Genomic DNA, 19,316 nt, shown 5'->3' on the forward strand with positions numbered 1-19,316 from the left:
CCCGGGGTGCTTTCCCTTGAACTACCCGGAATCCGTGCCGTCGCGCTGCTCGGCGCGCACTGCGACGACCTGGCCATCGGCGCGGGCGGCAGCCTGCTGACCCTCTGCGCCCAGCGCCCCGGACTGCGGGTGCACGCCCTCGTGCTCTCCGGTGGCGGCACCGTCCGTGAGGACGAAGAGCGCGCCGCGCTCGCCGAGTTCTGCGCGCCCGCCCAGGTCGAGGTCACGGTGCTCGGCCTGCCGGACGGGCGGATGCCGGCGCACTGGGCCGACGCGAAGGACGCCGTCACGCAGCTGCGCGGCAGGCTCGACGCCGATCTCGTGCTGGCGCCGCATCGCGAGGACCGGCACCAGGACCACCGCCTGCTGGCCGAGATCGCGCCCACCGTGTTCCGCGACCAGCTGGTGCTCGGCTACGAGATCCTCAAATGGGACGGCGACCTCGCCCAGCCCGCGGTCTATCAGCCGCTGAGCGAAAAAACCGCGCTGCGCAAGGCGGAACTGCTCGGCAAGCACTACCCGTCGCAGCACGGAAAGGACTGGTACACCGAGGAAGCGTTCCTGGCGCTGGCCCGGCTGCGCGGGGTGCAGCAGCACACCCGCTACGCCGAGGCGTTCCACGTCGAGAAGCTGGCGCTCACGCTCGGCCGAGGCTGACCAGCAGTTCCCGCCACGAAGGCGCGGCGGCGTCGCGGGCGCTGACCACGCTCACCGGCAGCGGCCACCCGATCGCCAGCTCCGGGTCGGCGTGGTGCACGGCGATGTCCTCGGCCGGGTCGTGCGGGCGGTCGATGCGGTAGCACACGTCGGCGGTTTCGGTCAGCGCCTGGAACCCGTGCAGCATTCCCGGCGGGATGTACAGGTGCGCGAATTCGGTGTCGTCGAGCCGGAATTCCAGGCGGCGGCCGAACGTCGGCGAGTCCGCGCGGATGTCGACGATCGTGTCGAGCACCGCCCCGTGCGCGCAGCGCACCAGCTTCGCTTCGCCACGCCCGGAGCGGCCGTGCATCCCGCGCACCACGCCGCGGTGCGAGCGGGACTGCGAATCCTGTGCCAGCGCGCCGGGTTCGACGCCGTGCCGGGCGGCGATCGCGGCGTCGAAGGTCCGGGTGAACAGGCCCCGGTCGTCATGGTGCGGCCGCGGGGTGAACACGAGGACGCCCGCGATCTCGGTCTCGGTTACGCGCACTACTAGGTTGCTCCTGTCCGGTCGATCGTCGTCTTGGGGGAACCCGTGCCATCCTGCCGTGCCTGCGGATCCACCGCCGGAGACCTCGTCCTCGACCTCGGTGACCAGCCGCCCTGCGATCTTTTCCCGGCGGCCGGCGACACCGCGGCCGAGCCGGTGTTCCCGCTGCGGATGTGGTTGTGCGAGCAGTGTTCGCTGGCGCAGCTGATCGAGGACCCCGGCACCCGCGAGGAGCCCGCGGGCGTCGAGCCGCGCGCGCTGACCGAGCAGGCGGCGGACGCGGTGCGGGTGCTGCGGGCGGCCGGGATCGTCCGGCACGGCGCGACGGTCACCGAGTTCGGCAGCCCGCACGGCGGCTCGTGGCTGCCGCTGCTGCGCGCGGAGGGGATGCGCGAAGCCCCGCCGGGCGAGCCCGCGGACGTGGTGTTGGACTGCTTCGGCCTGATGCACGAGGCCGGTCAGCGGGGCGCGATGGCCACCCGCGCCGAGCTGCTCGCGCCCGGCGGCGTGCTCCTGATGCAGTACCACTCGCTGGCGTCGATCCTCGCCGGCGGGCAGTGGAACGCCTTGCGGCACGGGCATTTCGCGTACTACTCGACCCCGGCCGCGATCACGCTCGCCGCCTCGGCCGGGCTGCGGCCGGGCCGGAGCTGGACATTCCCGCTCTACGGAGGCACGGTGCTGCTCGAACTCGGCCGCGACGTCACGCAGGCGCCGGAGACAGGGGAGCGGGTGCGCGCGGAGCTGGCGGCCGGGGTCACCGAGGTGCCCCAGGTGAGCGCGCTGGGCCGGGCCGCGGCCGAGGGCGGTGCCCGGTTGCGTGAATTGCTGGCGGACCGAGCGAAAGCCGGAAAACGGGTGTCCGGGTACGGAGCGGCGTCCCGCGCGGTGGTGTTACTGCGGAGTTCGGGAATCGATATCGATCTGTTGCCCGTGATTGTCGACGCCTCTCCCGCGAAACAGGGCCGCCGGATGCCCGCGAGCCGAATTCCGGTCGCCGGCCCGGGGCTGCTCGCCGAATCCCCGCCGGATGTGCTGATCTTGTTCGTGCCCGATCTGCTGCCCGAGGTCCGCGCCGCCCATCCCGCCCTCGATCGCCGGGGCTGCGAGTGGATCACGGTCTGAGCAACTTCCCAGGTCAGGTCACCTAACGTGGAGGATCCGTCACGGACAGCTGTGATACTCACCCGATAGTTGTGACTCACTCACCCAGTTGCGCGTAACGCGCATGGGGGGTCCTCCTATAGTCACGGTGACACTGGGCGTCGGGACGCCCTGACCGACCTGACTGGGGAGTGGCCGAGACCATGCCGACCGGACACCAGGTGAGCTGCCGCCTGTGCGGATCCGAAGACCTGGCGAGCGTGGTCGACCTCGGCGCGAGCCCGCCCTGCGAGTCGTTTCTGGCGGAGTCCGAATTGGACTCGCCGGAAATGACCTTTCCGCTCCACCTGCGCGTCTGTCCACAATGTTTTCTCGTGCAACTCCCGCCGCTCATCGACCCGGTCGAGACATTCACCGAATACGCGTATTTCTCGTCATTTTCACACTCCTGGCTGGAACACGCCGAAACATTTGTCGGTGCCGCCGTGGAACGGCTCGGGCTCGGCGCGGATTCCTTCGTCGTGGAGGTCGCCAGCAACGACGGCTACCTGTTGCGCAACGTCGTCGCCCGTGGCCTGCGCTGCCTTGGCATCGAGCCCTCGGTCAACGTCGGCGAGGCCGCGCGTGAGGCGGGAGTGCCGACGTTGACGGCCTTCCTCGACGCCGAGACCGGCGCCGCGGTGCGGAAGGAACACGGGGCCGCGAACCTGGTTGTCGCGAACAACGTCTACGCGCACATCCCCGACGTACTGGGTTTCACCGCGGGCCTGCGCGCGCTGGTGGCCGACGACGGCTGGGTGTCCATCGAGGTGCAGCACCTGCTGAGCCTGATCGAGCTGACCCAGTACGACACGATCTACCACGAGCACTTCCAGTACTACACGGTCGCCACCGCGCAGCGGGCGCTGGCGACGAGCGGGCTGACCGTGGTCGACGTCGAGCGGCTGCCCACCCACGGTGGCTCGATCCGGCTGTGGGCCCGGCCGGAGGCGGTCGCCGGAGAGCCGAGCGTGCGGATGCTGGAAACGCTTTCCGCGGAGAAGGCCGCCGGGCTGCACGAGATGTCCGGCTACGCCGGGTTCGCCCAGCGCGTCGAGCAGGTCCGGCTGGAGCTGCTGGACTTCCTGATCCAGGCCCGCCGCCGCGGCGAGCGGGTCGTGGCCTACGGCGCGCCCGGCAAGGGCAACACCCTGCTCAACCACTGCGGCATCCGGCCCGACCTGCTGCCGTACACAGTGGACAGAAACCCGTACAAGCACGGCCGGTACACGCCCGGGACCCGGATCCCCATCCTGGCGCCGGAGCGGATCGAAGCGGACCGGCCGGACTACGTGCTCGTACTGCCCTGGAACCTGCGTGCCGAGTTGGCGGGACAGCTCGGGTTCATCGCCGGATGGGGTGGGCGGCTGGTGTTCCCCATTCCCCGGCTGGAGATCGTGACCCCCGAGCGAGAGGTGATCGGCGCATGAAGGTGGTGCTGTTCTGCGGCGGGTACGGGATGCGGATGCGCAACGGTCCCGCCGACGACGTGCCCAAGCCGATGCAGATGGTCGGGCCACGGCCGCTGCTGTGGCACGTGATGCGGTACTACGCCCATTTCGGGCACACGGAGTTCGTGCTGTGCCTCGGTTACGGGGCCCGGCACATCAAGGACTTCTTCCTGACCTACACCGAAACCGCGTCGAACGACTTCGTGCTGCGCGACGGTGAGGTCCGGCTGCTGTCCACCGACATCAGCGACTGGTCGATCACCTTCGTGCACACCGGGCTCGAGTCGAGCATCGGCGAGCGGCTGCGCCGGGTGCGCGAGCACGTGGCGGGGGAGGAGATGTTCCTCGCCAACTACGCCGACGTGCTCTCCGACGCCCCGCTCGACGACATGATCACGGCGTTCGCCGGAAGCGACGCGGGCGCCTCGATGATGGTCGTGCCGCCACAGTCCACTTTCCACTGTGTGGAGCTCGACGGCCGCACCGTGCGCTCGATCAGCTCGGCGAACCAGCTGCCGGTCTGGGAGAACGCGGGCTTTTTCGTGCTGCGCCAAGAGGTTTTCGACCACATCCCGGAGAACGGAGACCTCGTCGAGGACGCCTGCGGCACGCTCGCCGAGAAGGGCAGGCTGATCGCCTATCCCTACCGCGGGTTCTGGCAGCCGGCGGACACCTTCAAGGAACGGGCCGCGCTCGACGCGGCCTACGAGAGCGGCGCACGGCCGTGGATGCTGTGGGAGAAGCCCGCGGCGGTGGGAGCGGGCGCATGAAGGTACTGCTGACCGGGCACCAGGGCTACCTCGGCTCGGTGATGGCCCCGGTGCTGCGCGAAGCCGGGCACGAGGTGTCCGGGCTGGACTCGGGCCTGTTCGCCGGCTGCGTGCTCGGGCCCCGTCCCGACGACCCGTCCGGCGCGCCGGTGGACCTGCGCGACGTGACCGCCGACCGGCTCGCGGGCTTCGACGCCGTGGTGCACCTGGCCGCGCTGTCCAACGACCCGCTGGGCTCGCTCGCGCCGGAGCTGACCTACGACATCAACCACACCGCGTCGGTACAGCTGGCCAAGCTCGCCAAGGACGCCGGGGTGAGCCGCTTCCTCTACGCCTCGACGTGCTCGGTGTACGGCGCCGCGGGCGAGGAACTGGTCACCGAGGACGCGCCGCTGCGCCCGGTTACCCCGTACGCCGAGTCGAAGGTGCGCGTCGAGGACGATCTGCACGCGCTGGCGGATTCCGGGTTCAGCCCGGTGTACCTGCGCAACGCGACCGCGTTCGGGTTCTCGCCGCGGCTGCGGGCCGACATCGTGCTCAACAACCTCGTCGGCCACGCGGTGCTCTCGGGCAAGGTGCTGGTGCTCTCCGACGGCACGCCGTGGCGGCCGCTGGTGCACGCGGCCGACATCGCCGCGGCGTTCGCCGAGTCGCTGGCCGCACCGGTGGAAGCCGTGCACGACAAGGCTTTCAACGTCGGCACCGAGGTCAACAACCTCACCGTGCGGCAGATCGCCGAAGCCGTCGTCGCCGAGGTGCCCGGTTCCGAGCTGGTGATCACCGGCGAGGCCGGGGCCGACCCGCGCTCCTACCGCGTCGACTTCTCCCGGATCCGGGCCGCGCTGCCCGGGTTCGAGGCGAAATGGACCGTGCCCGCCGGCGCGGCCGAGCTCGCCGGCGCCTACACCCGCTTCGGCCTGACGATGCCGGAGTTCACCGAACGGTTCACCCGGCTCGCGTGGCTCAAGCAGCAGCGCGGCCGGGACCGGCTCGGAGAAGATCTCCGCCTCAGGTGAACCTGAGGCGCTGTCAGGCGTCACAGTTTTTATCCCCTCCCCGAACCCCCCCGCCCTCGTGAGGAACCCCGCGCGTGACGATCACCGATTCCCCGCGTTCCGTCCCCGGCTTCGAAAATCTCGGCGACGCCATCGCGTTCGCAGGCAGGCGCGTCCCCCGGCGCCGCCTCGAACCGGCGGTCACCGTCGTGGTGCCCGCCAAGAACGAGGCCGCCAACCTGCGTGAGATCCTGCCCGAGCTGCCCCCGGTGCACGAGGTGCTGGTGGTGGACGGGCATTCCGACGACGACACCGCGGCCGTCGCACACGCGGCGCGGCCCGGGGTCCGGGTGATCCAGCAGACCAGGCGCGGCAAGGGGAACGCGCTCGCCTGCGGGTTCCTGGCCGCCTCCGGGGACGTGATCGTCATGTTCGACGCGGACGGCTCCGCCGATCCCGCCGAGATCCCGCGGTTCGTCGACGCGCTCGTCGGCGGGGCGGACTTCGCCAAGGGCAGCCGGTTCGCCCCCGGCGGCGGCAGCCACGACATCACCGCGCTGCGCGCGGCGGGCAACTCGGGGCTCAACAAGATCAGCAACACCTTGTTCAGCGGCGGGTTCACCGATCTTTGCTACGGCTACAACGCGTTCTGGCGTGACCTGGTGCCGCAGCTGGCGCTGCCCCCGGTGTTCACCGCGCCCGGCGCGCAGATGCTGTGGGGCGACGGGTTCGAGATCGAGACCGTGATCAACTGCCGGGTCGCCGCCCTGGGCCTGTGGATCACCGAGGTGCCCAGTGTCGAACGGGCGCGGATCCACGGCGAGACGAACCTGCGCACCTTCTCCGACGGCGGCCGCGTGCTGCGCACCCTGGTCGCGGAATGGCAGCGGGTCGGCAAGCAGCGCCGCACGCGCCGGTTCGGCCGCTTCACCCCGGCCGGGATGGCCGCGGCCGCCGAGGGTGTGAGCGAGCCCGTATGAGCGAGCTTGCGAGCGAATCATTCGACGCCACGCCGGCCGACGTCATGACACAGCCGCGGCTCGCCGTGTCCGACGAGGAGGCCCCGTGAGCAGTACCGAACTCACCACCTCGGTGGTGATCTGTGCCTACACCGACCGGCGCTGGGACGATCTGGTCGCCGCGGTCGCCTCGGTGCGGGAGCAGACAGTGCCGCCGGGCGAGATCATCGTCGTGATCGACCACGATGACGCGCTGGCCGAACGCGCCGCGGCGGAGTTCGCCGGCGTGACCGTGGTCCGGAACTCCGGCAGGCGCGGGCTTTCCGGCGCCCGCAACACCGCCATCGACCTGGCCAAGGGCGACGTGCTGGCGTTCCTCGACGACGACGCGGTGGCCGGGCCGGACTGGCTTGCGCAGCTGCTGGCCGGGTACCGCGACCCCCGGGTGCTCGCCGTCGGCGGGTCCGCGAGCCCGCGCTGGCCGGACGGTGCCCGGCCGCCGCTGCTGCCCGCGGGCGGCGAAGGCACCGGTGAACTGGACTGGGTCGTCGGCTGCACCTACACCGGGCAGCCGGTCACCGAGACCCCGGTGCGGAACCTCATGGGCTGCAACATGTCCTTCCGCCGCGAGGCGTTCCGGCTCGCCGGGCTGTTCACCGAGGACCTCGGCCGGGTCGGGCGCACCCCGCTGGGCTGCGAAGAGACCGAGCTGTGCATCCGGCTGCACCAGGCGTCACCGGGCGCGCTGGTGCTGTTCCGGCCTTCGGCCGCGGTGCGCCACCGGGTCACGCCGGACAGGCTGACGTGGGGTTACCTGCGCCGCCGCGGCTGGGGCGAGGGACTGTCGAAGGCGCTGGTGTCACGGTCGGTCGGCGCGGACGCGGCGCTGTCCACCGAACGGGACTATCTGCGCAAAACCATGGTGGCGGCGGGATTCCGGGAGCTCGGCAACCTGCTGCGCGGCCGCCCGGCCGGGCTGTGCGCGCTGTTCCTCGTCGTGTTCAGCACCGCCGCCGGGTACGTGCGCGGCAAGCTCGCCGGGGACAAGCTGCGGATCCGTTCCAGCACACCGAAACTCGTGCACGGCCCGATCCACGTCGCCACCGTCGACGTGCGCGACCTGCCCGCCCGGCTGCCCGTCCCGGCGCGCGCGGTGGGGCACTACCGCGCGGCCCAGGTGCTGGTCCGCGACGGCGAGCGCACCCTGGACGTGGTGCTGCTGCCGGTGCGCCACGGGTCCGTCCGGCTCGACCTGATCGGCGCCGGAACCGTTGCGGCGCAACCGAAAGCGGTGTTCGACCGGCCGCTGATCAGCGTGGTGATCCCGACCGCGCGGCGCAAGCCGCAGGCGCTCGCGAGCGTGCGCGCCGCGCTGGCCGCCGGGTATGACCGGCTCGAGATCCTGGTCGTGGACAACTTCCCGACGGGGGCGCACGGCGACGACTGGCTGCGCGAGGAAACGGAGAAACTCGGCGCCCGTTATCTCGTCGAACCGCGCAAGGGCGTGAGCATCGCCCGCAACACCGGGGCACGGGAAGCCACCGGCGAGCTGATCGCCTTCATCGACGAGAACATCAGCGTGGAACCGGGCTGGTTCGACGCGGTGGCCGAGGAGTTCGCGACCGGGCCCGGCGTCGGCTGCGTGACCGCGATGGTCTTGCCTGCCAGCCTGGAGACCGACGCCGAGGTGCTGTTCGAACGGCTCAAGGGTTACAGCCACACGGTGCGCCGCCAGCGGCTGGATCGCGAAACGGTGCGCGAAGATCCGCTCTACCCGTTGTCGATGGCGCGCTACGGGCCGGGCAGCTGCACCACCTGGCGCCGCACCACCTTCGACGAGCTCGGCGGGTTCGACCCACTGCTCGGCGCGGGCACCCCGGCGGCCTCAGGGGAGGACCTCGACCTGTTCGTCCGGCTGGCGCGGCAGAACGGCACCGTGGTCTACACGCCGCACGCGGTGGCCCGGCACACGCACCGCGCGGACTGGCTGGAGCTGCGCGAGCAGATGCGCGGCTACGGCGTCGGGCTCGCGTCGATGCTGCTGCTTTCGGTGCTGCGGCGGCCTTCCGGCGTGTTCTCGATCCTCCGCCGGCTGCCGCGCGGCATGGCCCGGCTCGCGTCGCGCACCCCGGAACTGCCGTTGTCCGACCGTGCGGCGCGGTCCCGCCTGCGCCAGCTCCGCCGGGACGAGCGGTACGGGATGCTGGGCGGCCCGGTGGCGCTGGTGCGCGCGTGGAAGCGGTACCGGTTCGATGCCCGGTCCGGGCATCGGTAACCATAGGCAGGCGCGGGAGAGAAGGGGCGGCGGGTGCTCGAGCAACTGAGGAACCGGCGGATCACCGCCTATTGCCTGCTCGCCGTGTGCTTCCTCACCGTCGTGCTGATCCTGACGAACCTCACCACCCCGCTGCGCACCCTCCTGGTGCTGGTGTTCGTGTGCACCGCGCCGGGCTGGGCGCTGATCTCGTACGTCAACGTGCGGCACGTGTCGGTCACCTGGATCAGCGCGGTCGGGCTGTCGGTGTCGATCAGCCTGGTGCTGGCGCAGATGCTGGTGCTCACGCATGCCTGGCATCCGGAGGCCGCGGTGGTCGGGATGGCGTTCGCGACCGCGGCGCTGCTGGTGCACCACGTGCTGCGCAGCAAACCCCCGCGCCAAGCCGGTGCCCGGTGACCAGATGGCCCCGGTCGCGGAACCGGCCGCAGGCTCCCTTGGACACGGCGGGCCCGGGCCGTGGCATGTTCGCCGACGGGCTGGCGTTGTCGGCGAGCGCGGCGATCAGTGCGATCGCGGGGATGGTCGGCTGGATCCTGGCGGCGCGGCTGCTGCCGGCCGCCGACGTCGGGCACACTTCGGCGTTCGTCTCGGGCATGCTGCTGATCGCGGGGGTCGCCGAACTCGGCCTCGGGCCCGCGGTGCTGCGCTGGCTGCCCCGCGCCGGGCAGCGCCTGCCGGCGTTGCTGAACCGCACCTACCTCGCGGTGCTGCTGGGCGCGCTGGCCGGCGCCACGGTGTTCGTGCTGGTGCCCGCCGGCGCCGACGTGGTGTCGAAGGTGCCGGGCGGGGCGTGGCTGTTCCTGCTCGCCGCCGTGGCGTGGACGGTGTTCCAGTTCCAGGATTCGGTGCTGACCGGCGTGGGCCGGGCGCGCTGGGTGCCGGTGGAGAACGGGCTGTTCGGGCTGGCGCGGCTGATCGTGCTGGTGGTGCTGGCGCCGCTGGTGGGCGCGCTCGGGCTGATCGTTTCGTGGGTGCTGCCGACAGTGCTGGTGGTGCTCGTGGTGACGGCGCTGGTGTTCCGGCGGGTGCGGGCGGAACCGCAGCCGGGGGAGCTGCCGGACCGCCGTGAGATCGTGCGGCTGCTCGCACCGGCCTACCCCGGCACGGTGTGCATCGTCGTGCTGTACAACCTCGTGCCGCTGATCATGCTGCACCGCTTCGGCGCGGACGCCAATGCGGTGTTCTTCGTGGTGTGGACCGCGATCAACGCGCTGGACCTCGCGGCCACGATGTTCGTCAACCCGCTCGTGGTGCGGCTGTCCGCCGAGCCCGGGCACGCCCGCTCGCTGACCCTGCGCGCCGGCGGCAGGCTCGCCATGGTGTTCGTGCCACTGCTGATCGTCGGCGGGCTGCTCGCCGGGGTACTGCTGATGATCTTCGGGCACGAGTACACCGCGGGCACCGGCCTGCTGCGCGTCCTGCTGGTGGCCCAGCTGCCGCGGCTGGTGGTCCTCGTCGGCATCGCGGTGCACCTCGGCCAGGGCCGGGGCGTCGGGGTGGCCGGGCTGCACGCCGCCACGGCCGCGTGCGCGGTCGTGCTCGCCATGGTGATGCCGGGTGAGTTCTCCTTCGGCGCGGGTTTGCTTGTGGCGCACTGCGTTCTGGCCGCGGTCGTGCTGGTGGACCTGCGCGGGCGGCTACCGGGAGCGCGGCCGTGAGTGCGCCGACGAGGTTCCTCGGCCCGTTCCGCCCGAACCGGCCGGTCCGGCGTTATCCCGGGCCGAACCGGCCGATGCGTTACCCCACGCCGAGCGGCCCCACGCGTTATATCCCGACAGCGGGCCTGCTCACGCCACAGCAGGAGGCGACGGAACGGCGGCGCGCGGTCGAGTCCCGGCCGCGGATGCCCCGTGGCCCCGGGCGGCCGGCGTTCCTCGCGGACCCGTTCTTCGGGCCGGGGCTGGCCGCGGTCGGCGTCATCCTGTGGGTGGTCGGCCTGCGTCCGGTACCGCCTTCGGCGATCGGCGGCATCGGGCTGATCGGCGAGCTGTCGGTGCCGACGCTGCTGGCGTACCCGATCCTGGTTTCCGCGGTGGTACTGGAACTGCTGCGCTACACACCCCGCACGTGGTTCCTCAGCGCGTACACGCTCGTCGGCGTGATCTTCGTGTACGGCCTGCAGCCCGCGGTCGAGGAGGTCGCGCGGCTGCCGACGGCGTGGCTGCATTCCGGGTTCGCCGAGTACATCGCCGGCCACGGCGAAGTGCTGGACGGCTACGACGCGCGGTTCTCCTGGGCCGGGTTCTTCTCGCTGATCGCCATGATCACCAAGGCCGCCGGCATCCCGAACGCGCTGTCGTTGCTGAACTGGGCGCCGGTGGTGTTCGCGGGGCTGATGGTGCTCGGCACCCGGGCGCTGGCGGTGTCCGCGCTGGGAAACCGGCGCGCGTCCTGGATCGCGCCGTGGATCTTCCTTGCCGGGAACTGGACCGAACAGGACTACTTCTCCCCGCAGGCCACCGCGATGGTGCTGATGCTGGCGGCGCTCACGCTGACGTTCCGGCATCTCGTGCGGCCCCGGCTGACCGAGCCGGTGCGCGCGCGGCTGCGGGTGCGGCTGGCGCCCCGGTCGAGCCCGAAGGCGCGGCTGGTCGCCCAGGGTTCGGTGGTGCTGATCGGCCTCGGGCTCGCCCCGACGCATCAGCTGACCCCGTTCGTGCTGGGCATGTTCCTGTTGCTGCTGCTGCTGTTCGGCAGGCTGTGGCCGGCGTGGCTGCCGTTCATCGTCGTCGGCGCGGCCGTGGTGTGGTTCTCCCTCGGCGCGGAGGACTTCTGGAGCGGGCAGCTGGTGCAGATGATCCTGAGCCCGCTCGGCGACGTCAGCTCCTCGGTCGACCAGGGCCTGTTCAGCCGGCTCTCGGGCAGTCCAGGGCACCTGATCGTGCTGCTGGTGCGGATCGCGATCAGCGGGTTCATCGCCGGGCTGGCCGCGCTCGGGATCATCTTCATGCGCCGCGACAACCTGCGCTCGTGGCTGCTGCCGGTGCTGTGCGCCGCGCCGTTCGGGATCGCCGTGGTGCAGTCCTACGGCGGCGAGGTGTTCATGCGCTGCTTCCTCTACGCGCTGCCGCTGATGGCGCTGCCGGGCGGTATCGCGCTGGAACGGGCGATCACCAGCGCCCGGCGGCTGCGCTGGCGCAACCAGCCGCGCCGCACCGTCGCGGTCGCCGCGATCCCGTGGCTCGTGTTGTCCCTGCTGGCCTTTTCGACGGTCCTCGCACGCGGCGGCAACGACGCCTACACCACCGCCGGTCGCACCGACATCGACGCGGTGTCGTTCGCGGTCGGCCAGGCCGGGCCAGGCCAGCGGGTGGACTCGCTGGTCAACGCGGTGCCGCTGGACTTCGAACGGGTCGGCGAGGTCGATCAGTCCGAAGTGGACATCTACTGCGCCGACGTGACCGACGTCGCGGCCACCGTCGCCTGCCTGCGCGAGAAGGGCCCCGACTATCTTGTGCTCACCGGGCCCCAGTGGGCCTACGTGAAGATCCTCAACAACGCTCCGGACGGCTACCAGCAGCAGCTGCTGGCCGGACTGGCCGGCACCCAGCTCTACCGCACGGTATTCGACCAGGACGGTTCACTCGTGCTCGCGCGGGCCAGCGCCGCGGTGAAGAACCCGCAGCCGGACCAGGAAGGAACAGCCGGATGAGCCCGGCCGACGTGCTCACCCTCGTCACCGCGGTCCTCGGGGTGGCACTGCTGGCGGTGGTCATCGTGCGCACCGTGTTCAAGGAGCTGGCCGTCGGCCGCCGCTCCACCGACACGGCGAGCGCCCGCACGAGCCGCATCCGCCGGCTCGACATCGTCGCGGTCGTGCTGACGGCGCTCACGGTCATCTGCGCGGTCTGGCGAATAGTGGTGGGGCTGGCGGTGTGAACACGGTGAAAAGTGCTTGCGTGGCGGTGCGGGTAGCGGCCCGTCCCGTCGCCCGCCACCGCAAACGGCTCCGCCGCTTATGAAAAGCCGGCCGGAGTCAGCCCACGGTGATCCCGAAGGGCGCCAGGCCGACCGTGGCCGCGCCCTCGCGCAGCAGCCTGGCCGAACCGGACAGGTTCACCGTGAGGGTCTGCCCGGCGTCGGTGAACTTCAGCAGCGAACCGGGCACGTCGCGCACCACCCGCACCTGCTTCGCCCGCAGCCGCGGCACCAGCCAGTTCCACGCCGCGGTAAGGCTTGTCGGCTCGACGGCACCCGCGGCCGGATTCGTCCACAGCGCGCCGTAAGGCAGATCGTCCTCGGCCTGCGGCCCCCACAACAGCATCGCCGCCGCGCCCGCTTCGGCGGCTCGGGCGACGGCGTCCAGCGTGGCCGCCGCGCGTGCCTGATCGCTGTCCGCGCCCGCGTCGGGGTAGAACTCCGCCCACCACACCGGCAATCCGGTCAGTGTGTGCACCCAGCGGGTCACGTCGGCGTAGATCGCGCTCGCGGCCGCGGGCGAGGTGATCAGCCCCTGGTCCTTGGTCCGGGTCGAGGCGTCCACGCTGACGAAGTCCGCGCCGTGCTTGTGCTCGTTCCAGTAGCGGTAGAGATCCAGCACGCGCCGGTCCACCGTGCCGTACGGCCCGGCGAGGCCGGAGGGCCGGGCATCCGCATAGATGTCGAACACCGCGTACGGGCCGCCGATGAGCGCGTCGGGGCGGACGCGTTTCACCGCGTCGTAGACCTGGTTGTAGAACGCGGTGAAACCGGCCGCGTCCCAGTTGTTGCCGGTTTCGTCCCAGAAACCCTTGAGCTCGTTCCACACCTGGAAATACCGCACCTGCGGGTAGCGTTGGGCGGCGCGCGCGGCGAGTTCGGCGAAGTCGGCGTAATGCCCGGGCAGCGGGGCGTCGGTGAGCTTGCTCCAGTCCGTGGTGCCCGCTTCGCCGCCTTTCATCCAGTCCGGGGCGCAGCACAGGGTGAGCACGGGAATGCCGCCGGTGCGGGAGATCAGCGCCATCCGATCGTCCAGACTGGACCAGTCGTAGCCGCCGGGCGAGGGTTCGGGGTTGAGCACGCCGAAGCCCATCAGGTGCTGGTTCTGCATCATCGGCGTGGCGCCGAGGATCCGTTCGCCTGCCTCCCGGTCCGGCGCGGGCAGCCACGAGTCGAGGCTGTACTGAGTGTGCGTGACGCCGAGCAGCAAACCGTCCTCGCTCACGGGCCGGGCGGGAAAAGCGGGCAGCCACGAACCCAGCGCCGTGATCAGGACCGCTACCATCGCCAGGCTCTTCACGTATCCGAGTCTGCGCGGTGCGGCGCCGCGGCGCCTGCGCGGAATCCGGCCGATCGAGGGGGTTTGGCGTGAGCAGGCCTGAAATCTCGGTGTGTGTCCCGGCATACCAGGCCGAACGATACCTGGCGCAGACGCTGCGCAGCGTACTGACGCAGAGTTTCCGTGACTTCGAGCTGCTGGTGCTGGACAACGCCTGCACCGACCGCACGCCGGAGATCCTGCGCGAGTTCCGGCATCCGCGGCTGCGCGTGGTGCGCAACTCCCAGGTGCTGCCGGTGGCCGAGAACTGGAACCGCGCGATAGCGCTTTCCTCGGCGCCACTGGTGAAACTGGTCTGCGCCGACGATCTGCTGCACCCGCGCTGTCTGGAGCGGCAGTACGCGGTGCTGTCGAAGGATCCCGGGCTGGCGCTGGTGTGCAGCCGCCGCACGATGATCAACGAGGAATCGCGGCCGATGAGCCGCAACCGCGGGCTGCGCGGGCTGCTCGGCAGGCAGCCGAGCCGCGACGTGGTCCGCAAGATCGTGCGGCACGGCGGCAATCCGCTGGGGGAGCCGGCCGGGGCACTGTTCCGCCGCGAGCAGTTCGACGCGGTCGGCGGGTTCGACGGCCGGTGGAGCTTCCCGATGGACCTCGCACTGTGGATCCGGCTGCTCGAACACGGCGACTTCTACGGGATGCGCGAGTCGCTCGCCGCGTTCCGCGTCACCCGGGGTTCGCTGTCGGCCGTGCTGTCCAGTCCGGGTTACACGGAGCAACGGACTTTGAGCGACGAACTGGCGACAGCGCCCGAATGGGACGTGCGCAAGCGGGATCGCCTGGTCGGGGCCGCGAAAGCGCCGGGCGCGCGGCTGCGCCGGCAGGCGCTTTTCCTGGTCGCGCGGGCCCAGGCACACCGGGCGGAAACAGAAACCACTGGGCGAACGGAACCACCCGAACGAGGGATGTAGGTTGTTCGGCCGTGAAGCGTCGCGTGATTCTGATCGCCCTCTGTGCCGTGCTGGCCATCGGGGCGGTGGTGGCGGTCAAGCTGACCTCCCAGCGGTTCGGCGACACCGGCCAGCCCGCGGCGCGGGGCGCCGGCGTCACCAGTGACCTGCCGGCCCAGCCGCGCTCCACCGAGGCCGCCGTGCTCAACGGCTGGCAGGAGGTCGGCGGCGACGAGTTCACCGGCAGCAAGATCGACACGAGGCACTGGGACGTCTACGACGGCACCAACTCGGTGAACGAGAGCTGGAGCAGGAAACAGTGCGCGGTCTCCGGCGGCGTGCTGACCATGACCGGGCTGCCGCTGGACGCCGGCACCACCTGCGGGCTGGCCTGGAAGTCCGACCAGACCTACGGCCGCTGGGAGGTGCGCGCGAGGATGCCGCTGCCCGCCGACGCCGGCTACGCCCCCGCGTTCCTGTTGTGGGGCTCGGACGACGCGAACTTCCCGGACGCGGGGGAGATCGACTTCTCCGAGACCTGGAACCCGGCCCGCGCGTTCACCGAAAGCTGGCTGCACGGCCCCGGCAACCTCAAGGGCCCGTACTTCAAGAGCAACCCGGTCGACCTGACCCAGTGGCACAACTTCGGGGTGGACTGGCAGGCGGACAAGATCACCCTGTACCTCGACGGTCAGGTGTGGGGCGTCTACGACGACCCGAAGTACATCCCGCGATCCCCGATGCACCTGGTGCTGCAGCTGACCTACATCCGCAAGCACCCCGGCCTCCCGCAGCAGACCACCGCGCAGGTGGACTGGGCGCGCGTGTACCGCTGAAGGTGATCACTGCCACAGGCCGCCACCGAAATAGTCAAGCGTTCAACCGTTGTTGGAGTCAGGGAAAGCACCCCAAGGACAAGGGAGAACGCCCATGACCTCGACCGCCAGCCTGGCCGAAGCGCTGCACGTACCCGCCGACGTGCAGGATCTGCTGTTCCGTGACGCCCGTACCGCCAACAGCTTCAGCGACGAGCCGGTCAGCGACGAGCAGCTCCAGGCGATCTACGACCTGGTGAAGTGGGCGCCAACGTCGATGAACACCCAGCCGCTGCGCGCGCTCGTGGTGCGCACGCCGGAGGGCAAGGAGCGGCTGCTGCCGCACATGTCCGAGGGCAACCGCGCCAAGACCGCGAGCGCCCCGGTGACCGTCGTGCTCGCCGCCGACACCGACTTCCACGAGAAGCTGCCCAAGACCTTCCCGCACAAGCCCGACGCCAAGGACCTCTTCGCCGGCGACGAGGGCGCCCGCGAAGGCTTCGCGCGGCTGAACTCGCTGCTGCAGGTCGGCTACTTCATCATCGGCGTGCGCGCCGCCGGGCTGGCCGCCGGCCCGATGACCGGGTTCGACAACGCCGGCGTGGACAAGGAGTTCTTCGCGGACACCAAGTGGAAGAGCCTGGTGGTGGTCAACGTCGGCAAGCCCGGCGAGAACCCGTGGTTCGACCGGCTGCCGCGGCTGGACTACGACGAGGTCGTCGCCAGCGTCTGAGCTTCCCGGGGCGCCCTCCCGCGTGGAGGGTGCCCCGCCAGTGGCTCCCGGCTGGACGGATAGCATCGGACGCGTTAAGGCACCAATACACGTGTTTCGAGGAGCCCATCGTGAACCAGCCGTCGTCCGTCGCAGCCGCACCCGCTTCCGGCGTGGTGGTGCAGGCCGGGACCACGGCCGGTGCGGCTGTCCGGGAGGCGGGCCTGCCCGCCAAGGGCCCGGACGCGATCGTCGTGGTGCGTGACGCCGAGGGCAGGCTGCGCGATCTCGCGTGGGTGCCGCAGGTGGAGACCACCGTCGAGCCGGTCGCCGCGAACACCGAGGACGGGCGCAGCGTCATCCGGCACTCCGCCGCGCACGTGCTCGCCCAGGCCGTGCAGCAGCAGTTCCCGGACGCCAAGCTCGGCATCGGCCCGCCCGTCAAGGACGGGTTCTACTACGACTTCGCGGTCGAGAAGCCGTTCACCCCGGAAGACCTGCAGGCGCTGGAAAAGCGCATGAAGCAGATCGTCAAGGGCTCGCAGCAGTTCTCCCGCCGGGTGCTGGAATCGGTCGAGGCGGCCAAGGAGGAGCTGGCGGGCGAGCCGTTCAAGCTCGAGCTCGTCGACCTCAAGTCCACAGAGGACACAGTGGACACCTCCGAGGTGATGGAGGTCGGCGGCGGCGAGCTGACCGCCTACGACAACCTGGACCCGCGCACGAAGGAACGCGTCTGGAGCGACCTGTGCCGCGGCCCGCACGTGCCGACCACGAAGTTCATCCCGGCGTTCAAGCTCACCCGCGTCGCCGCCGCGTACTGGCGCGGCAACGAGAAGAACCCGCAGCTGCAACGGATCTACGGCACCGCTTGGGAGTCCGCCGAGGCGCAGGAGCAGTACCTGGAGCGCCTCGCCGAGGCCGAGCGGCGCGACCACCGCAAGCTGGGCGCGGAGCTGGACCTGTTCTCCTTTCCCGAGGAGATCGGCTCGGGCCTGCCGGTGTTCCACCCCAAGGGCGGCATCATCCGCCGCGAGCTGGAGAACTACTCGCGCCGCCGCCACGAGGAGGCAGGCTACGAGTTCGTGAACACCCCGCACATCACCAAGGGCGGGCTGTTCCACACCTCCGGGCACCTGCCCTACTACGCGGACACCATGTTCCCGGCCATGAAGGTGGAGGAAGAGGACTACTACCTCAAGGCCATGAACTGCCCGATGCACAACCTGATCTACCGCTCGCGCGGGCGGTCCTACCGGGACCTGCCGCTGCGGCTGTTCGAGTTCGGGACGGTGTACCGGTACGAGAAGTCCGGCGTGGTGCACGGGCTGACCCGGGTGCGCGGGCTGACCATGGACGACTCGCACATCTACTGCACCAAGGAGCAGATGCCGGGCGAGCTGCGTTCGCTGCTGAAGTTCGTGCTCGAGCTGCTCGCCGACTACGGCCTGTCCGACTTCTACCTCGAGCTGTCCACCCGCGGGGACTCGGACAAGTTCATCGGTGAGGACTGGGAGTGGGAAGAGGCCACCGAGACCCTGCGCCAGGCGGCGCTGGACTCCGGCCTCGAACTGGTGCCGGACCCGGGCGGCGCGGCGTTCTACGGCCCCAAGATCTCGGTGCAGGCCAAGGACGCGATCGGCCGCAGCTGGCAGATGTCGACCATCCAGCTGGACTTCAACCAGAACAAGCGCTTCGGCCTGGAGTACACCGCCTCCGACGGCAGCAGGCAGCGCCCGATCATGATCCACCGCGCGCTGTTCGGTTCGATCGAGCGGTTCTTCGGGGTGCTCACCGAGCACTACGCCGGCGCGTTCCCGGCGTGGCTGGCGCCGGTGCAGGTGGTCGGCATCCCGATCGCCGACGAGCACGTCGAGCATCTGCGCTCGGTGGAGAAAGCCTTGCGTGCCAAGGGGATTCGCGTCGAGGTGGACACCAGCGACGACCGGATGCAGAAGAAGATCCGCACCCACACCACGCAGAAGGTGCCGTTCCTGCTGCTGGCGGGCGGCAAGGACGTGGAGGCGGACGCGGTGTCGTTCCGGTTCAGGAACGGAAGCCAGATCAACTCGGTGCCGGTCGCCGGCGCGGTGGAGGCCATCGCCTCGTGGATCGCGCGCCGCGAGAACTCCTCGCCGGCCGCCGAGGCGCTCGGGACGGTCCTGGGTGAGTGAGCCGGAGCTCGTTCCCCAGGACGGCGTCGGCGTCGAGGATGCGCTGCAGCGCCTGTGGACCCCGCACCGGCTCGCGTACGTGCAGGGGCAGGACAAGCCCGAGGGTGACGAACCCGAGGGCTGCCCGTTCTGCCGCCTGCTCGCCCTGCCGGACGAGGACGCGCTGATCATCGCGCGCGGCGAGCACGTGTGGGCGGTGCTGAACCTCTACCCGTACAACCCCGGGCATCTGATGGTGCTGCCCTACCGGCATGTCGCCGACTACCCGGAGCTGACCGCGGACGAGACGCGTGAGCTCGCCGAGTTCACCCAGCACGCGATGACGGTGATCCGTGCGGTGTCGGCCGCGCACGGGTTCAACATCGGGATGAACCAGGGCGTCATCGCCGGCGCCGGGATCGCCGCGCACCTGCACCAGCACGTGGTGCCGCGCTGGGGCGGCGACGCGAACTTCATGCCCGTCGTCGGGCACACGAAGGTGCTGCCGCAGCTGCTGGGGGAGACCAGGGCGTTGCTGGCGAGCGCCTGGAAATAGCGCGAAAACGCCCCTCGCTCCGTGGCGGGTTCTCGGGGTCCTGGCAACACCTGATGGTCTGGATGGTTGTCAGTAGATCACGTAGACGCTCGGCTGGGGTTTTCCAGCCGAGCGTTTTGCGTGGACGGCGGTTGAGTTTCTGGGCGATGTG

At 70.7% G+C, this 19,316-nt stretch carries 18 protein-coding genes; 16 read left to right on the forward strand and 2 right to left on the reverse strand.

The features are described 5' to 3' along the window. Window positions 1-6 precede the first annotated feature (6 nt). Window positions 7-657 carry a PIG-L deacetylase family protein gene (locus VHD82_RS19265; RefSeq protein WP_325705351.1) on the forward strand — a complete coding sequence of 217 codons (651 nt, stop codon included), beginning with the start codon at window positions 7-9 and terminating at the stop codon, window positions 655-657. Here VHD82_RS19265 and VHD82_RS19270 read toward each other — a convergent pair. Then, the gene (locus tag VHD82_RS19270) at window positions 638-1,189 is read right to left on the reverse strand and encodes a dTDP-4-dehydrorhamnose 3,5-epimerase family protein (protein WP_325705354.1); all 552 of its coding nucleotides are present in this window, start codon (window positions 1,187-1,189) and stop codon (window positions 638-640) included. The two genes, VHD82_RS19265 and VHD82_RS19270, sit on opposite strands and share 20 nt — an antisense overlap. Window positions 1,190-1,234: 45 nt before the next feature. Here VHD82_RS19270 and VHD82_RS19275 point away from each other — a divergent pair, with 45 nt between their 5' ends. The 10 genes from VHD82_RS19275 to VHD82_RS19320 all read left to right on the forward strand — a co-directional run bounded on the left by VHD82_RS19275 (window position 1,235) and on the right by VHD82_RS19320 (window position 12,664). Further along, window positions 1,235-2,314, forward strand: a complete 1,080-nt coding sequence (locus VHD82_RS19275; protein WP_325705357.1) for a class I SAM-dependent methyltransferase — start codon at window positions 1,235-1,237, stop codon at window positions 2,312-2,314. Window positions 2,315-2,496: 182 nt separating this feature from the next. Further along, on the forward strand, window positions 2,497-3,762 hold the full coding sequence (locus tag VHD82_RS19280; RefSeq protein WP_325705360.1) for a class I SAM-dependent methyltransferase: 1,266 nt from the start codon (window positions 2,497-2,499) through the stop codon (window positions 3,760-3,762). After that, window positions 3,759-4,553 (forward strand): glucose-1-phosphate cytidylyltransferase, encoded by a 795-nt coding sequence (locus VHD82_RS19285; RefSeq protein ID WP_325705363.1) that lies wholly within the window; start codon window positions 3,759-3,761, stop codon window positions 4,551-4,553. The genes VHD82_RS19280 and VHD82_RS19285 overlap by 4 nt, the downstream gene beginning before the upstream one ends. Further along, window positions 4,550-5,569 carry an SDR family oxidoreductase gene (locus tag VHD82_RS19290; RefSeq protein WP_325705366.1) on the forward strand — a complete coding sequence of 340 codons (1,020 nt, stop codon included), beginning with the start codon at window positions 4,550-4,552 and terminating at the stop codon, window positions 5,567-5,569. Before VHD82_RS19285 ends, VHD82_RS19290 begins: the two co-directional genes overlap by 4 nt. Before the next feature lie 74 nt (window positions 5,570-5,643). Next, window positions 5,644-6,528 (forward strand): glycosyltransferase family 2 protein, encoded by an 885-nt coding sequence (locus tag VHD82_RS19295; protein WP_325705369.1) that lies wholly within the window; start codon window positions 5,644-5,646, stop codon window positions 6,526-6,528. A gap of 85 nt (window positions 6,529-6,613) precedes the next feature. Next, window positions 6,614-8,782: a glycosyltransferase gene (locus tag VHD82_RS19300; protein ID WP_325705372.1), complete on the forward strand. Its 2,169-nt coding sequence runs from the start codon at window positions 6,614-6,616 to the stop codon at window positions 8,780-8,782. A gap of 33 nt (window positions 8,783-8,815) precedes the next feature. Next, window positions 8,816-9,181, forward strand: a complete 366-nt coding sequence (locus tag VHD82_RS19305) for a hypothetical protein (RefSeq protein WP_325705373.1) — start codon at window positions 8,816-8,818, stop codon at window positions 9,179-9,181. Next, on the forward strand, window positions 9,178-10,443 hold the full coding sequence (locus VHD82_RS19310) for a lipopolysaccharide biosynthesis protein (RefSeq protein ID WP_325705376.1): 1,266 nt from the start codon (window positions 9,178-9,180) through the stop codon (window positions 10,441-10,443). The genes VHD82_RS19305 and VHD82_RS19310 overlap by 4 nt, the downstream gene beginning before the upstream one ends. Next, window positions 10,440-12,437: a hypothetical protein gene (locus VHD82_RS19315; RefSeq protein ID WP_325705379.1), complete on the forward strand. Its 1,998-nt coding sequence runs from the start codon at window positions 10,440-10,442 to the stop codon at window positions 12,435-12,437. The genes VHD82_RS19310 and VHD82_RS19315 overlap by 4 nt, the downstream gene beginning before the upstream one ends. Further along, a complete protein-coding gene (locus tag VHD82_RS19320; protein ID WP_325705383.1) occupies window positions 12,434-12,664 on the forward strand; it encodes a hypothetical protein in 231 nt (76 codons plus the stop codon). The genes VHD82_RS19315 and VHD82_RS19320 overlap by 4 nt, the downstream gene beginning before the upstream one ends. Before the next feature lie 97 nt (window positions 12,665-12,761). Here VHD82_RS19320 and VHD82_RS19325 read toward each other — a convergent pair whose 3' ends face one another. Beyond that, on the reverse strand, window positions 12,762-13,988 hold the full coding sequence (locus VHD82_RS19325; RefSeq protein ID WP_325705386.1) for a hypothetical protein: 1,227 nt from the start codon (window positions 13,986-13,988) through the stop codon (window positions 12,762-12,764). Between the two features lie 83 nt (window positions 13,989-14,071). Between VHD82_RS19325 and VHD82_RS19330 the strand changes: the two genes are divergently transcribed. The 5 genes from VHD82_RS19330 to VHD82_RS19350 all read left to right on the forward strand — a co-directional run bounded on the left by VHD82_RS19330 (window position 14,072) and on the right by VHD82_RS19350 (window position 19,165). Continuing rightward, the gene (locus VHD82_RS19330) at window positions 14,072-14,953 is read left to right on the forward strand and encodes a glycosyltransferase family 2 protein (protein WP_325705389.1); all 882 of its coding nucleotides are present in this window, start codon (window positions 14,072-14,074) and stop codon (window positions 14,951-14,953) included. An 11-nt stretch (window positions 14,954-14,964) separates the two neighbouring features. Further along, window positions 14,965-15,768 carry a glycoside hydrolase family 16 protein gene (locus tag VHD82_RS19335; protein WP_325705392.1) on the forward strand — a complete coding sequence of 268 codons (804 nt, stop codon included), beginning with the start codon at window positions 14,965-14,967 and terminating at the stop codon, window positions 15,766-15,768. A 94-nt stretch (window positions 15,769-15,862) separates the two neighbouring features. Further along, on the forward strand, window positions 15,863-16,480 hold the full coding sequence (locus VHD82_RS19340) for a malonic semialdehyde reductase (protein WP_325705395.1): 618 nt from the start codon (window positions 15,863-15,865) through the stop codon (window positions 16,478-16,480). Window positions 16,481-16,590: 110 nt separating this feature from the next. Then, on the forward strand, window positions 16,591-18,630 hold the full coding sequence (gene thrS / locus VHD82_RS19345; RefSeq protein ID WP_325705398.1) for a threonine--tRNA ligase: 2,040 nt from the start codon (window positions 16,591-16,593) through the stop codon (window positions 18,628-18,630). Next, entirely contained in the window at window positions 18,623-19,165 is a 543-nt protein-coding gene (locus VHD82_RS19350) for an HIT domain-containing protein (RefSeq protein ID WP_325705401.1), read from the forward strand. Before thrS ends, VHD82_RS19350 begins: the two co-directional genes overlap by 8 nt. Window positions 19,166-19,316 lie beyond the last annotated feature (151 nt).

Source organism: Amycolatopsis sp. (assembly GCF_035546795.1).
Lineage (GTDB): Bacteria > Actinomycetota > Actinomycetes > Mycobacteriales > Pseudonocardiaceae > Amycolatopsis_E.

Bases quoted from the DNA above. Each gene is read 5' to 3' on its own strand.
- VHD82_RS19280 (WP_325705360.1), top strand. From the start codon at position 2,497: ATGCCGACCGGACACCAGGTGAGCTGCCGCCTGTGCGGATCCGAAGAC.
- VHD82_RS19285 (WP_325705363.1), top strand. From the start codon at position 3,759: ATGAAGGTGGTGCTGTTCTGCGGCGGGTACGGGATGCGGATGCGCAAC.
- VHD82_RS19290 (WP_325705366.1), top strand. From the start codon at position 4,550: ATGAAGGTACTGCTGACCGGGCACCAGGGCTACCTCGGCTCGGTGATG.
- VHD82_RS19320 (WP_325705383.1), top strand. From the start codon at position 12,434: ATGAGCCCGGCCGACGTGCTCACCCTCGTCACCGCGGTCCTCGGGGTG.
- VHD82_RS19325 (WP_325705386.1), bottom strand. From the start codon at position 13,988: ATGGTAGCGGTCCTGATCACGGCGCTGGGTTCGTGGCTGCCCGCTTTT.
- VHD82_RS19340 (WP_325705395.1), top strand. From the start codon at position 15,863: ATGACCTCGACCGCCAGCCTGGCCGAAGCGCTGCACGTACCCGCCGAC.